Source organism: Chryseobacterium sp. RU37D (assembly GCF_900156075.1).
In the GTDB taxonomy this organism is placed as follows: Bacteria; Bacteroidota; Bacteroidia; order Flavobacteriales; family Weeksellaceae; genus Chryseobacterium.
The window spans coordinates 96674-111970 of sequence record NZ_FTMM01000004.1; the positions used below are offsets into that span (position 1 = coordinate 96674).

Annotated in this window: 11 protein-coding genes; 3 read left to right on the forward strand and 8 right to left on the reverse strand. The window is 34.7% G+C overall.

Annotation, left to right across the window (positions count from 1 at the left end):
- Positions 1-57: 57 nt before the first annotated feature.
- Positions 58-1224, forward strand: coding sequence for a hypothetical protein (locus tag BW926_RS03190; protein WP_076444096.1), 1167 nt, complete (start codon positions 58-60; stop codon positions 1222-1224).
- Positions 1208-1792 carry a hypothetical protein gene (locus BW926_RS03195; RefSeq protein WP_076444098.1) on the forward strand — a complete coding sequence of 195 codons (585 nt, stop codon included), beginning with the start codon at positions 1208-1210 and terminating at the stop codon, positions 1790-1792. Before BW926_RS03190 ends, BW926_RS03195 begins: the two co-directional genes overlap by 17 nt.
- Here the strand turns inward: BW926_RS03195 and BW926_RS03200 are convergent.
- Both BW926_RS03200 and BW926_RS03205 read right to left on the reverse strand, forming a co-directional pair.
- The gene (locus tag BW926_RS03200) at positions 1738-2316 is read right to left on the reverse strand and encodes a 5-formyltetrahydrofolate cyclo-ligase (protein ID WP_076444100.1); all 579 of its coding nucleotides are present in this window, start codon (positions 2314-2316) and stop codon (positions 1738-1740) included. The genes BW926_RS03195 and BW926_RS03200 overlap by 55 nt on opposite strands.
- A 15-nt stretch (positions 2317-2331) precedes the next feature.
- Positions 2332-3687, reverse strand: coding sequence for an oxygen-dependent tRNA uridine(34) hydroxylase TrhO (locus tag BW926_RS03205; RefSeq protein WP_076444102.1), 1356 nt, complete (start codon positions 3685-3687; stop codon positions 2332-2334).
- 315 nt (positions 3688-4002) lie between these two features.
- On the opposite strand from BW926_RS03205, the gene BW926_RS03210 reads away from it, so the two are divergent.
- On the forward strand, positions 4003-5532 hold the full coding sequence (locus BW926_RS03210) for a trypsin-like peptidase domain-containing protein (protein WP_076444104.1): 1530 nt from the start codon (positions 4003-4005) through the stop codon (positions 5530-5532).
- Between the two features lie 540 nt (positions 5533-6072).
- Here the strand turns inward: BW926_RS03210 and pckA are convergent.
- From pckA to BW926_RS03245, 6 genes are all read right to left on the reverse strand, one after another.
- Positions 6073-7692 (reverse strand): phosphoenolpyruvate carboxykinase (ATP), encoded by a 1620-nt coding sequence (gene pckA, locus BW926_RS03220; protein ID WP_076444108.1) that lies wholly within the window; start codon positions 7690-7692, stop codon positions 6073-6075.
- 130 nt (positions 7693-7822) lie between these two features.
- Positions 7823-8725, reverse strand: coding sequence for a GYDIA family GHMP kinase (locus BW926_RS03225; protein ID WP_076444110.1), 903 nt, complete (start codon positions 8723-8725; stop codon positions 7823-7825).
- Between the two features lie 12 nt (positions 8726-8737).
- Entirely contained in the window at positions 8738-9613 is an 876-nt protein-coding gene (gene fabD / locus BW926_RS03230) for an ACP S-malonyltransferase (protein WP_076444112.1), read from the reverse strand.
- Positions 9614-9671: 58 nt separating this feature from the next.
- Positions 9672-11597 carry a LysM peptidoglycan-binding domain-containing protein gene (locus BW926_RS03235; RefSeq protein WP_076444114.1) on the reverse strand — a complete coding sequence of 642 codons (1926 nt, stop codon included), beginning with the start codon at positions 11595-11597 and terminating at the stop codon, positions 9672-9674.
- Positions 11598-11634: 37 nt separating this feature from the next.
- Complete coding sequence (bshC, locus tag BW926_RS03240; RefSeq protein ID WP_076444116.1) at positions 11635-13221, reverse strand: bacillithiol biosynthesis cysteine-adding enzyme BshC; 1587 nt, start codon at positions 13219-13221, stop codon at positions 11635-11637.
- Between the two features lie 84 nt (positions 13222-13305).
- Complete coding sequence (locus BW926_RS03245) at positions 13306-15243, reverse strand: putative porin (protein ID WP_076444118.1); 1938 nt, start codon at positions 15241-15243, stop codon at positions 13306-13308.
- Positions 15244-15297: the final 54 nt, after the last annotated feature.

The window sequence follows — 15297 nt, forward strand, 5'->3', positions numbered from 1 at the left end:
AATAATTTTACAATTAAACGATACTGAAAATCAATAAACTAATCATTTTTACAAAATTTGACAGATTTAGATTTATTACATTTTGAGCAGCTAAAAAAGGATGTACAGGCTCAATATCTGAAAGAATACACCCCTTCCTATGATGATATTTCTAAATGGAAGGGTATTGATATTATATATTTCCAGGAAGATCTTCGAAAAAAAGCTAAGGGAAACATTAGCGAAAAATCTTTTTACACTTATTTCAAAAACTCTCCGGTTACCAAATTACCCAGAATAGATATGCTTAATTTATTAAGTATTTATACAGGTTACGACTCATGGTACGAATTCAAGAAGCAACACCTTTTTGCAGGAGAACTATTGTCGGAAGATGAAAAAATAACAGAAGATGATATAAAAGAACTAGAAAAAACAGTTGAGACATCGCCTGATCTTCCAAAAACTGAAATTCCGAAGGAAAAAATTGAGGTTAAACCCGAAGAAAATTCTGATTTACAAAAATCAATTAATGAAAATCAAGAACTTAATCAAAATAATAGTGCTTTAAAAACATTAGATTCTGATGTTCAAAAATCACAGAAAAACATCTTAAAAAAGAACGCGTGGGTAATTATTACTTCTATTCTAGTAATCATTACTGGTCTTTTAGGATTTAAGGATGAAATTTTTTCAAAAACATATAAATATTGTTTTACTGATGCCGACAGAGGTGTTGGAGTCATCAATACTTTAGAAATAAAAGTAATTAAGGAAAATGAATCTCCTATTCTTTATAAGATAAAACCGGGAAAATGTTTCTACTATTCCACTAAAGATAAGAATCTGAAAATGCAGATAAGCGCACCTTTTTATGAGTATCTTGAAGTAAATAGAAGCCTGGAAAACGCTCCTGATGAAGAAACAATAGAACTTAAGCCCGATGATTATAAAATGGCTGCTTATTATTTTTCGATAAAAGATGCCAATGGTGACCCTGAAGAGCTTAAGAGAAAAAGAAGTCAGTTAGAAAGCCTGATAAGCAACAGTGCAATTATTTACCAGATTTATGACAACAACATCTATGGTATTGAAAGACTCGACAAACAAAAATACATTACACTGGTAACCACTCCAACAACATCATTAAAAAATTTAAGTGTAATTGAAATGAAAAAAGACAATAAGGGAAAAATTATCTCCATTAAATTTAAAATTGCAACCACAGATGAAAAGAATAAATAATTTTTTAGCTTTTGCAATATTACTTCTTGCATTTATTTCCTGTAATAATAAAAAAATGGAAATCAGCGATCTGGACAAACTTAGAAACAGCAGCAATACCAAAACCTACCCAGCTGTACAGATGGATAGCGCACAGGCGATCAATTTCATTACAAAACAAAAGGTACAGGAGTTACTTGATCTCTCCACACTCTATCTTTCCGGGCACAGAAATACGGAGATTGATACCGTTATCTATTCTCAGATGCAAAGTTATTTTCATAAACCAGACAGCCTGACTTTTAAAAAATTATTCCATGAACTAGATAGTTTAAAAGTAAAAAGTGTAAAGGTGAATAATCTGGAGGTTTATAAAGATTTTCATAAAAAGGACACACTGGATTTCGCGAAATTTAATGTCGAATATTTTGACAGTAAGAATAAATCATTGGGTAATTTTGAGAAAAACGTGCAATACATACTTGTTTCTACTCCAAATACGAAAAAAGAGTTTAAATTTTTCTTCCTTAATTTCTATTCGAAACCTTTAGTAAAAAAAGACAGTACATCAGCTGGAGTTACCAAATAGTCCAGCGGAATATCATTTTCCCAGACATCATCGATATTTTCTTCGGGGTTAAAATAATTAACTCCTATTTTTTGTACCTCTTTAGAAATACTTTCAAAGAAGGCATCATAAAAACCTTTCCCATAACCCACTCTGTTGCCTTTATGATCACAATATAAAAGTGGAGTTATAACATAATGAAAAATAGTTTCCCCGGAATCTTCATTAGAAATAGGTTCGGAAATCCCCCAACTGCTGGTCTCGAAAACTGTATTTTTGAAAATTTCAATATTGATCAACTTATCAGCAACAATTTTAGGTACAAAAACACGAATATTCTGCTCTAAGAAGTAATTAATAAAAATCTGTGTAGTGATTTCTTTTCTTTCTAAAATAGGAATGAAAATATGTACTTTTTCTCCTTCTTTAGGTTTAAAATAATTGATAAAATTTTCAAAAATTTTTTCAGATAACAAGAAAGCCTCATCAGTTGACAAGGCTTTTCTTTTTTGCATATATTTTTTTCTAAGTTCGGCTTTTAACATTATAATATTATATTTTTAAGCTTCTATCTTATATAATTTATCCGACAAACGAACTCTGAAAGGTAATTCAAAAGTGATCTGATCTCCAATTTTTGCTGAATCACTAAAACCTCCATTCACAAAGATCTGGTTAACCGTCACTTCCTGATCACCGGTTGTAGGGCCTGAAATCAAAACTTTATCTCCTGCTGACAGCCCATTCTTTTCAATTAAAAACTGAGCAATTTTTGATTTTGTAAAGTAATGTTCCGCTTTTCCAATCAACGTCTTTTTAACTTTAATTTTCTGGCGGATATCTTTTGTTTCTGCCTTTGCCAAAGGTTTATTTGGTAAGTCACCGGATTTTTTGAATTTCAAAGCTTCAGATTTTCCTTTTCTGAACACTTTATTTCCTACCTGAAGACCTTTTCTTAATTTCACCTGTTCCTCCCAAGGCAGATGAATGGTTTCCTGGCATTCTGTAGAACAGGTATTTTCCATCGCGGCCTTACATTCATCACATTGGATAAATAGCAAATGGCACGCGTCATTGGCACAATTGGTATGATTATCACAAGGCTTCCCGCACTGGTGGCACTGCGCGATAATATCATCTGTAATCCTTTCACCCAAACGGTAGTCGAATACGAAGTTTTTACCGATGAATTTACTTTCGATATTTTCTTCTTTGATTTGACGGGTATATTCAATGATTCCGCCTTCCAGCTGGAAAACATTTTTAAAGCCCTGATGCTTAAAATAGGCACTCGCCTTCTCGCAACGAATCCCTCCTGTACAGTACATTAAAAGGTTTTTATCTTCTTTAAAACCCTGCAGCTGCTCGTTGATAATCGGTAAACTTTCCCTGAAATTTTCAACATCTGGAGTAATTGCTCCCTCAAAGTGCCCTACTTCACTTTCGTAATGGTTTCTGAAATCTACAACAATCGTATTCGGGTCCTCAAGCATTTCGTTAAACTCTTTTGCTCTTAAATGAATTCCCTTATTCGTAACATCAAAAGTTTCGTCATTCAAGCCATCAGCGACAATTTTGTTTCTAACCTTTATTGTTAATTTTAAAAATGAATGATTGTCTTGTTCTACCGCTACATTCAAACGGATACCTTTCATAAAATCATATACCTCCAGCGTATCACGAAAAGCATCAAACTGATCTGCAGGAACGCTCATCTGAGCATTAATTCCTTCATGGGCAACATAAATACGGCCAAGCGCATCAAGGGCATTCCAGGCTATAAATAAATCATCACGAAATTTTTTGGGATCTTCAATTTTGGCGTACGCATAGAAAGACAATGTAAGGCGCTCCTTACCAGCTTCATCAATAAGTTGAGCTCTTTCTTCTGCGCTTAAGGTGTTGTACAGTTGCATGCTATAAACGTTTTAAGTGAGAAAAATTTTTGCAAAGGTAAGTATTATAAAATAATTATGAAGAGTAATTGTTTAATCATGGATTTTAACTATTATGACAACATATCCAACTATATGTCATATTGTCATTTAATAATTTTTTAAGATTCGTTAAATGAGCTTTTAAAAATTACGACTTAATATATAAATTATTGTTATTCCTGTTAAATTTTAGTTAAAGTTGAAACATTACATACTAAACACCTACCTATTTAGCATTAAATTTGTTCACTGTAAAACGAAAATTAATATAATAAATAACAAAGAAGATATACAATGAAGAGTACTTTAAAAAAACTATTACCATTTGCAGTAGTAGGCGTTATTTCAGGAGCTACTACCGTTGGAGCATTACAATATTTCAATCATGATTCCAACAACGAAGACCAATCATACTTTACAAAAGCATCAAACGTCTCTTTCGCAGGCATGAATACTGCGGCGGTAGGTGATGATTTCGTAAAAGCAGCCAAAACTACGGTTCCGGCAGTAGTTACCATTAAAAATTACCAGAGCAGATCTACAAGCAGAGCTTCTGAACAGGATTTGTTTGATTTCTTCTTCGGCGATCCGTTTGGAGGAAGAGGGCAAAGGCAACAGCCTCAAAGACAACAGGCTCCGGATAATATGCCTTCAGGAATGGGTTCCGGAGTAATTATTTCGCCAGACGGCTATATTATTTCTAACAATCACGTGGTGGCTGGAGCCAGCAAACTTGAAGTAGTTTTAAGCAATAAAAAATCTTATATTGCAACATTAGTAGGAACAGACCCGAATACGGATATTTCATTATTAAAAATTGAAGAAAAGGGATTACCTTATTTAAATTTTGCTAATTCTGACAATATTGATGTTGGACAATGGGTTCTTGCTGTAGGAAATCCACTTGGATTGAATTCTACGGTAACGGCTGGTATTATTTCTGCAAAAGGAAGAGGAATCGGGATTTTACAGTCTCAAGGGAAAGCAGCCAACCCGATTGAAAGCTTTATTCAGACAGATGCAGCCATCAATCCTGGAAATTCGGGAGGCGCATTGGTAAATACGAATGGAGACTTGATTGGTATTAACTCTGCAATTCAGTCTACAACAGGATATTATCAGGGATATGGATTTGCTGTGCCGTCTAACTTAGCGAGAAAGATTGTTGAGGATATTAAGAAGTTTGGTATTGTACAGCGAGGTTTCTTGGGAGTAACATCATTGGATCTATCAAATGATCAAATGGTAGCTGATTACAACAAAGAGAAAAAGACCAGCTATAAAGCAGGTTCAGGAATATTGATAACAGGGTTTGGAGATAACAGCGGAGCACAGGATGCAGGATTAAAGACAGGTGATATCATTACTCAGATTGATAATGTTGCAATTACAGATTTTGCGGATCTTTCAATGGCAGTTGGAAGCAAACGTCCTGGTGATAAAGTTCAGGTAACCTATTCCAGAAACGGTAAGGAATCTATAACAACGGTTACATTAAAAGACCAAAAAGGAGGAACTTCTACAAGAACAAAAGCAGATCTTTCAATAACAGAAAAAATCGGAGCGGAATTTGAACCTTTAAGCGACAGATTTAAAACAGATTACGGATTAAACAGCGGTGTCGTTGCCAAAAATGTAACTGAAGGAAGCGAAATTGCTAAAATCGGGATTGTAGATAATTACATTGTTATAGAAGTAAACGGTAAGCCGGTAAATTCACAAAAAGATGTCGAGAAAATTCTTGATAAATATTCAGGAAATGTATCAGTGAAGTTTGTGGATGGTTATGGACAGATTTATACGAGAGGTTTCAAAATGCCTTAATTAAAGAACTCAACTTCACATTTATATCAACAAAAAACGCTGCAGGTATGTAGCGTTTTTTTATTTATTATTTTTGTTTTCTTGGTTGATAATCCGAGCTGCCAGAGAGCGAAGGTGAACATCTCTCCGACATTAGCATAGTATTGGATTATTAGAAACATTATTAGGTATAACTTAGCTGCAAATTTTACAGATTCCCAAACTATAGCTCTTTGATCATTCATACCACCTGTGATAATAAAAGTAGCAGGGTATTTGGCACCTTTTTAATGTAGTGATGGGCCTCCATTTCTAAAAAACGAAAACAATTAAAAAGCTATTGTTTCAGCTATTTTTTGAAATTTTTGGTTCTTTTTACGAGATTTTCAAAAATGTAAAATCGAAATAAATAATAAAGTAACCCATTGTGCATTTTGAATCTTTGTATTTCGGAATTAAGTGAAACAATTGAAGATGTAATATCCTTTAATTAAAATTCAAAAAGCACAACGGGTTAAAGTACAAAAAAAGACTACCTCTTTTGAGACAGCCTCCACTATTTTAATTTGTTATTTGCTCATGTAATTGAGGTCCTGAAGCTACCAGCTTTTTACCTTCTTCCGTGTTACAATATTGTTCAAAGTTTTTGATATATTTTGCGGCAAGATCTTTCGCTTTTTCTTCCCATTCAGCAACATCGCTGTAGGTATCTCTTGGATCTAAAATTCCCTCTGAAACGTTTGGCAGTAGTGTAGGAACTTCCAGATTCATAATTGGAATTCTTGTTTTTGGAGCCTCTTCGATAGAACCGTCAATGATCGCATCGATAATTGCTCTTGTATCTTTCAAAGAAATTCTTTTTCCTGTGCCGTTCCAACCTGTGTTAACCAAATACGCTTTTGCACCATGTTCTTTCATTTTTCCAATCAGTGTCTTTGAATACATTGTTGGATGTAAAGTAAGAAACGCTTCACCAAATGCGGGAGAGAAAGATGGCTGAGGCTCAGTAATTCCTCTTTCAGTACCTGCTAGTTTAGAAGTATAACCGCAGAGGAAGTGATATTGTGCCTGATCTTCATCCAAAACAGAAACTGGAGGTAATACACCGAAAGCGTCTGCAGAAAGATAAACAATTTTCTTCGCGTGTCCTGCCTTTGAAGGCAAAACAATTTTGTTAATATGATAAATTGGATAAGAAACTCTCGTGTTTTCCGTGATAGATCCGTCTGTATAATCAGAAATTCCGTTGTTTACGACCACATTTTCAAGAAGTGCATCTCTTTTAATTGCTCTGAAAATATCTGGTTCTTTTTCTTCAGAAAGGTCGATTACTTTTGCATAACAACCTCCTTCATAGTTGAAAACCCCATTGCTATCCCAACCATGCTCGTCATCACCGATAAGATATCTTTTTGGATCTGCGGATAAAGTTGTCTTCCCCGTTCCTGAAAGTCCAAAGAAAAGAGCAACATCTCCTTCCTCACCTACGTTTGCAGAACAGTGCATAGAAGCCATGCCTTTCAATGGAAGATAATAGTTCATCATTGCGAACATTCCTTTTTTCATTTCTCCACCGTACCATGTTCCTCCGATGATCTGAAGTTTTTCAGTAAGGTTGAACATGACGAAATTTTCTGAATTCAATCCCTGAGCTTCCCAGTTCGGATTTGTTGTTTTAGAACCATTAATCACCGTAAAATCCGGTGTTCCGAAGTTTTCTAATTCATAATGTGAAGGACGGATAAACATATTCGTCACGAAATGCGCCTGCCAAGCCACTTCCATAATGAATCTTACTTTCAATCTCGTATCTGTATTTGTTCCACAGAAAGCATCAACAACATAGATTTTTTTAGAAGTTGAAAGCTGGTTCAACACTAATTTTTTACAAGAATGAAATATTTCCGGACTTGTAGGCAGATTTACCTTCCCATCCCAGAAAATTGTGTCTCTTGTAACATCATCCTGAACAATGTATCTATCTTTAGGTGAACGACCTGTGAAAATTCCCGTTTTTACCGATACTGCGCCAGATTCTGTAAGCTCAGCTTTCTCAAAACCTTGATTTTCAGGAGAAATTTCAGCCTGATACAACTCCTCGTACGAAGGATTGTAGATTACTTCATAGTCTCCGTTAATCCCCATTTTTTTTAAATCCTGGATGATTTTAGCGTTTTTCATTTTACTTATATTTTCTATTTCTGTATTGAGTTCAACAAAATTAATATTAATTATTTGTTAAAGGTGGTTTAAATATAATGATATAAGTCAGAATGACAAATAAAAAAACAAGTTTGTAAAAATTTGTTTATCAGTAAATTAAATCAGAATAATCAAAAATTGTGTGAAAACCTTTTCCCCAAAAATAGTCCTTAAAGCCTTCAAATTTTGAGCTCATGACAAAATCTCCACCCCAGGCACCCAAGCTTTTAACAAAAACAGGGCAATCTGCAAAAAAACGGGTCTTAACTGTAGGAATTTCAAGAAAATCAGAGATTTTTTGCTCATGAATTAACATTAGGTCTGAAAAATTTTCCAATTCATCGCATAAAAAAATATTTCTTGTAAGATCCGAAAATTCATCAACGAGCTTTTGAGACTTATTTTTTGACTTGTAAAAATTGATTCCTTCCCGGCTATCCTGCTTCTGATTTAAATGAATAAAAATCAGTTCATTTTTGAAAGAAGGGCTGAAGTCTGCCTTTTCATATTTAATCTCAGGAACACTTTGATAAAGCACGGCAGATTTCTCTTTTGCAACTGCGATATCGTATCCGCTTCCGCCCAGGCTTATCTTATTTAAATAGAAAGCATCAATCTCTGCCCATTCCGCAAGATTATTCATTAATGTAGAGCTACTTCCCAAACCGTAATCTGCAGGAAACTGAAGGTTAGTTTTTAAATTATAAGTAAGGTTGCTTTTGAATTTAATTATAGAAAGTGACTGAACATTTTTTAAAGTTTTTAAAATAAATCCAGCACTTGTTGGAATATTGGTTTCTAAAATCTGCCAATTTTTGTAATCAATGACAACTTTCAACCATAATTCGTTTTGATGATAAGCCTCCCAGAAAATAAGATATTTTTCATCTTCTTTTTCTTCAAAAGAAAATTCTTGTCCCAGCCTGGTAGGCACCGCTAAGACAAGAGCACCGTCTATCGCGAAATATTCTGAAGTAAGCATCAGCTTTCCCGGTGAAAATATCTCGCCCATAATTTTTATTGTTTAAATTGCAGAAGCAACTTCTACGGAATTTTCAATTTTTTTGATTAATCCTTGTAGCGTTTTCCCAGGCCCAACCTCTACAAAGTTGGTTGCACCGTCTTTAATCATATTTTGAACCGACTGCGTCCATTTTACAGGGCCTGTAAGCTGTGCAATCAGGTTTTTCTTAATTTGATCAGGATCAGAAACTGCTGTTGTAGTAATGTTCTGATACACCGGAATCGTTGCCTTTCTGAATTTTGTCTGCTCAATAGCTGCTGCCAATCTTTCTTGTGCAGGCTGCATCAATGGAGAGTGAAACGCTCCGTTTACAGGTAGTAACAACGCTCTTTTTGCGCCCTCTTCCTTTAATTTTACGCAAGCTTCCTCAACAGCCGCCGTTTCACCGGAAATGACCAATTGTCCCGGACAGTTATAATTTGCAGGAACTACAATTCCGCTGATTTGTGAACAGATTTCTTCAACTTTAGCATCTTCCAGTCCTAAAATTGCCGCCATAGAACTTGGATTGGCATCACAAGCTGCCTGCATTGCTTTTGCTCTTTCGGAAACTAATTTCAGACCGTCATCAAAAGACAAAACCCCATTGGCTACCAATGCTGAAAATTCTCCCAAAGAGTGCCCCGCCACCATTTCGGCTCCAAGGCCGTTCACTGCTTTTAAAGCAGCCACTGAATGTATAAAAATGGAAGGTTGGGTAACTTCTGTTTTCTTAAGATCTTCATCCGTCCCGTTAAACATAATAGAAAGGATATCGAACCCTAAAATTTCGTTGGCAGATTCCATCAGGTCCTTAATGTCTTTTCTAGAATCATACAATTCTTTTCCCATACCTACGAATTGAGAACCCTGCCCTGGAAATACAAGTGCTTTCATGTATTAATTTAAAATATTTTGTAAATATAAATATAATGTTAACAATATTTAATCATCTTTAGGGAACTAATCTAATCACCCGGTAACCTGTATTAACGTATGCACCGTTTGCTTTTGATTTCACAAACTCAAATTTTGTAGCCAGCTGAGTCTGAGTTTTATTCATTTGCTTAAAGATTTCCCCTTTTTTGTTTTCTCTGGTTAGCATATCGTTTACAACATCAAAGCCTACGATAGCATATTTTGGAGGTGTTTTACAGTATTTACTTTTATAAGCCGCAAGGATTTCTTTTTCGAAGCTCCCTTCGGCATTGATTTTTCTGTCCATTAAATAAACAAGATTCGCCTGGCTAAGATCGTCCACTTTTTTTTCAAAAACAGGTACATAATGCATACTGAATGACTTTATTCCCTGAACTTCCTTAGATAATGCGATTATTCTATTGGCGAAAGCCTCACCTATTGCATCATTGTCGCTGGCCAATATGGCAATCACCGGAGCAGACTGCCCTGTCATCATATTCTTATCAAGCTGAATATCAGTAGCTGAATTTACGATGGTTATATTAGGACTTTTAAGCTCTTTTTCAAGACCGGCCTTAATGTAATTGGCGTTTTCCCTTTTAGAATCTGCCACAATGTAGATCTTCTGATCAGAGAATGCGGTTTTTACCTCTTCAACAATTTTATCAGCATACGTCTGGTCATTTGTTTCCACAATAACCAGGTTGCTGTAGTTATATAATTCTGGAGAATTTGCGAAAGGCGCCACAACAGGAATTTTTTGATTTTTTGTAAACTCAAGTATATCAACCACATTCGACTTAAAGAATGGCCCGATAATTAAATCTGTATTATCAGGATTTATTTGTGTCATTGAGCCCCTGAATGAAGCTTCATTCCCGGAATCCACAATTTTTACGTCTAATTTTTGTCCATTTCTGCTATTTCTTTCGATAGCAAGCTTAGCGCCTGTGAGGAAATCCATAGCCATCGCTCTGTACTGAGTTTCTCCCGTATTGTAGCCAAAAGGCAGCATTATTACAACGCTGAGCGCATCACCGCTTTTTTTCACGTAGGCAGGATCAAGCTTTTTAATTTTTAAAACCATTCCTGTTTTTAATCCTTGGGATAAATCGGGGTTTAATGCGATCAATTCGTCAATGGTAATCCCGAATTTATTAACAATAGAGAAAACTGTATCTCCCTGCTGAACGGTGTAGGTTACATAATCATCTGCTGCTGTAGTATTTGCCTGTACAGAAGTTTTTTCGTTTCCGGAATCCGTTTTTTCTTTCGTAATGACAGTCTCGGAAACTTTATTTGTATTTGATTTTTTAACATTAATTTTTTCGCCCGGCTTCAGTCCTCTTTCTTCCAAGCCCGGGTTTAAGGCAAAAAGCTCTTCTTTGGTAACGTCAAACTGTTTTGAAATTCTGTAATAATTATCTTTCTGCTGAATAATATATTCACCTTCCGATGCCACAGCAGCCGGAGTTTGCATTGCTGTTTCAACAGGCTTTGTTACAGGGGCTGATACAGAAGCTGTCTGCTGATCTCCGCCATATTTTTTTATACTTTCAAGAGGCAAGGCAATCTCATCTCCGATTTTCATGTGAGAATCCAGATCAGGATTAAGCTTTCGCAGATCTGATTCCGAAATTCTGTACTGTTTAGTAATTCCGTAAATAGTTTGTTTCGGCTGAAGAATAATTTTTCCAACCTGAACATTATTAGCAGATTTCGTAGAAACAGCAGTTTTAGTTGCAGCGGAATTTTTGTCATTTTTAATTGTCAAAACATCGCCGATTGCTAATTTGCCATCCTTTACGCTTGGGTTAAGTTTCAGCAATTCATCAACAGTTAATCCGTATTTTTTTGCAATATTATAGGGATTATCCCCTTTTACAACGGTGTGTGATTTCTGAGCAGATACACCCAAAACCATACATAAACTGGATAGAATAAAAAACCTCTTTATCATAGTCGATAATTATATTTACAAAAATACTTCTTTAAAATTAAATGGCAAGAATTATTAGTTTTGACTCCACAATTTCCATTTCTTCTAAACAAGTTTCGAGCCACGAATATCCATGATCTGCAAAAAATACACTAAAATTATAAATCCTTTCCTGCCAATTTTTAGAAGGATGTACATCTAAAAACAGATTTTCCAGTCTTTCTAGTAATTCGTTTTGTTTTATTTTTTCTGCATGAAGAAGACGTTTTTTCATTCTTTTGAAAGATTTCAGCTGGCGTACTTCTTCTGCCTTCACCATATTTTCGAAAGATTTTTCAGTAGTTTCAGCGATTATTTTTAATTCATAAAACTGATTTATCAAAATATTTTCTTTTTCTTCAAGCAAATTCAGAATTTCGTTATTATCCAATACTTTTGCATTGATAATCGTGGTAAAATTCTGGAAAAAGTCTTCAATGTTCAAATTCAGCTTTTCAATTTTATTTAAGGTTTTTTCCTTTAAAAATAACATTGAATTTCTCGGAATAAGAATAGGAAAAGGGATATTGATCTTTGTAAAATAGTCTTTCAGCTCCAGCCAATACATAATTTCGGCATTTCCACCGATATAAGCCAGGTTCGGTAAAATGGTTTCCTGATAAACCGGCCTCATCAAAGCATTCGGGCTGAATTTTTCGGGAAAATTTTCAAGTTCATTTAAAATTTCTTCTTCTGTAAACTGGATACTTTTATCAACAATGATATATTTCTGACCATCAAAATCAATTCGATCTCTTGTTTCAGACAAATAAAAAAGATTGATTTCTCGTGGATTAACCTGAACTTTTCCGTATTTCCCGGTTAAGAAATCTACTTTTTCTTTTGAATTTTTGTATAGGCTGAAATTAAGAAGCTCATCTTTGAAAGTTTCCTTAATCACATTTTTAAACTCTTTAGCATCGCCATCCAAAATCAATAAGCCAAATTCTGAAAATAATCTGTTGACTAAAATTTTAATAGCTTCCGTTAAAGTATTTCCGATTTTGTAAGCTTCTTTCAGCATTAAAATCAGTTCGGTTCCGAAAACAAAATCTTTAAATTCATTTTCAAATTCCGAAATGAAAAATGTATCGCTGACCTCGATTCTTCCTACAGCCCCACCCGATTTTTCATTGATTTCATAATAACTATTTTCCGTTTTAAAATGGTTGATTTCTGCAAAATCATGGTCTTCAGAAGCCATCCAATATACAGGGACAAAATTAAAATCCGGGAAATTTTCCTTTAAATAAGTACAGGTTTTAATCGTCTGCAAAATTTTATATACAAAAAAAACAGGCCCTGAAAATAAATTCAGCTGGTGCCCGGTAGTAATCGTAAAAGTATTCGGAAGCCTTAAATTTTCAAGATTTTCTTTCTGTTTTCCTGAAAGTTTAAGATTACCAAGCTGCTTTTTTAAATTGTCTGATAAAATATTCCTTTGACTTAAAGTAAAAGAATTTTGCTTGAGATGAATCTGCTTTTTAAAGTTATCCAAAGAAAAAATATTTTCTTCAAAACCCTCAATTTTTTGATTTAAAAAATCTTTTATCAACTGGGGAATACTTTCTATATCTTGAAATGAAATTTTATTAATTGTTTTCAACTTTTATTTTGTTTATGGTATTGCTTTGAATAAACTTTGTCAAAGATTTTAAACTTTGACAAAGTGTGTGCTTTGGTTTAATATTTAGTTGAACAAATACCAAACAATCCCGATATTCAGCCTGAAATCATAGGTTGGATAACTTGGAAATGCATAAGCCTTATTATGTGAAAGAACCGTCCCGATCTGCTGTCCCTCGATGAAGAAGAACATTTTTTTAACCTTCATATTAAAATAAAGGTCGACCATCGGCTGTCCGCCAATTGAGAATGAATTGGAACCCGGTAATATATATTCGTTAAGAATCGGGAAATATTCTCTTGAAGCAAATTTCGAGAAATAATATACTTTGATTCCTGCCTGGATTTCTGCAGCTTTTTTAAATGCTTTTGTCTGATAAAAAAGGTTGGCACGGCCTATAAAACCTGGAAGAGGCAGCAATTCTTTATTGGTAAGAACATTTTGGAACTGCAATCTCGTATTCAGGTGAAAATTTCCGTAGCTGAAAGTGGCATCACCCCCAATTTGGGAAACATTGACCGAACTTTCACTCTGACGTGGCATTGCTGTGGCATCAAAATAAGTATAATTATCGATCCTGAAATAATTGGCAAATAATTCTGTTTTAAACCATTTTAAATTAATGCTTCCTCCAATTTCTGTGACCGCCTGGTTTTGTGCATTCTGCAGGTAATAGTTGAAATTTTTATAAACAGAGGTATTCAGAAGGTAATTAAAAGACGGATAAGCACTTTGGAAGTTTACTTTTGCATTGACAAAATAGTCCTTTATCGGCTCGAACTTCAGATTATTTGTTGTTTTTAAATATGTCCCGAACTGGCTTCCGTTGGAAAATTCCAGGAATGAGTTTAGTTGAATTTTATCGAAAAGTTTAACTTGCAAGTTTCCAACAGCCCCGATTCTGTTTTCCTTCATCTCTGCCGGATAGGTAAGATTAGGTACGATGATCTCCGTGGTTCCAAATTTCAGAATCTGATATCTTACTCCGGCATCAAGCTTAAATTTTTCATTATCCCAAACCAGACTTACGGTATTGCTGAAATTATCTGAATATTTTTTTGTTGAGATTGGTGTATTACTAATCAATTCTGTCTGGTTATCGTACCAATAAGGTTCTAAAGCATTTTCGGTATAATAATATTTGTTTCCCTGGTGAGAAATGGTATGTCTTATTTTAAAAGGAATTTTTTCTGAATTGAAGGGTGCAAACTGATGGGTAAGATAATATCTTCTGTACGAAAACTGGGAGCTTGATCCCGCGAGATTCACCTGCATATTCTGCCTGTTTCTTGAGTTGCTGTCCCCATTCTGGAACAGGCTATCAACCGCTATTCCTCCATTTTCCTGGTTGTTTACGTTCTGATGCAGATAATGGGCAAATAATTCATAATTGCCGCTTTTTGAAACATAATGTCCGGAAAATAGCGTGTTATTGTTGGACGCCAAAGAATTTCTGTACAACCCCTGCGAACGTAATCCCATATATTCCAGCGCAAAATTGAATCTTTTACCAATGTTTTGGGTATAGGTGGACTTCAAAGCCGCTCCATTTTTCATGGCATTATGATAAACGAAAGTCGCTGTCGGAGTTTTTACATCATAATAATGTATGTCGTCTACGCCTAAAATGCCATAAGATTTATTAGTGGGTAATAACGATAAATTTCCTTCTGCATTTACCTCAAAAGATAACGGATTGAAACCCGCTCCAATATTAGCAACCTGAACTTTCCCAAAATTGTCTTTGTTATTGTACTGAGAAAAAATGTAAGTTTTATCAAAAGTCATGACCGTATCAAACACCTTTTTTTCTGAAAACTGTGTCTGATACAAATAGTCATTAATCGTTGGCTTAAATATTTTTAAGGAATCTTTCTTCCCGGAATCGATTACCAACGTGTCTTCTTTTTTTTTCGGAAGCTTGTTGGAGTCTGTTTTGTTTACAACCTGGGCTTTGGCGGTAAGGCTGAGAAAGAGTATTATTGAAAGTATATACTTCATGTGTTAATTTATATTAATCAAAACGTCACATGCAACCTGTAGGGTTTCATTATC

Coding starts and splice junctions, on each gene's coding strand:
- BW926_RS03200 (WP_076444100.1), bottom strand. CDS start 2,316: ATGTTAAAAGCCGAACTTAGAAAAAAATATATGCAAAAAAGAAAAGCC.
- BW926_RS03235 (WP_076444114.1), bottom strand. CDS start 11,597: ATGATAAAGAGGTTTTTTATTCTATCCAGTTTATGTATGGTTTTGGGT.
- BW926_RS03225 (WP_076444110.1), bottom strand. CDS start 8,725: ATGGGCGAGATATTTTCACCGGGAAAGCTGATGCTTACTTCAGAATAT.
- BW926_RS03245 (WP_076444118.1), bottom strand. CDS start 15,243: ATGAAGTATATACTTTCAATAATACTCTTTCTCAGCCTTACCGCCAAA.
- BW926_RS03205 (WP_076444102.1), bottom strand. CDS start 3,687: ATGCAACTGTACAACACCTTAAGCGCAGAAGAAAGAGCTCAACTTATT.
- BW926_RS03210 (WP_076444104.1), top strand. CDS start 4,003: ATGAAGAGTACTTTAAAAAAACTATTACCATTTGCAGTAGTAGGCGTT.
- BW926_RS03195 (WP_076444098.1), top strand. CDS start 1,208: ATGAAAAGAATAAATAATTTTTTAGCTTTTGCAATATTACTTCTTGCA.
- fabD (WP_076444112.1), bottom strand. CDS start 9,613: ATGAAAGCACTTGTATTTCCAGGGCAGGGTTCTCAATTCGTAGGTATG.
- pckA (WP_076444108.1), bottom strand. CDS start 7,692: ATGAAAAACGCTAAAATCATCCAGGATTTAAAAAAAATGGGGATTAAC.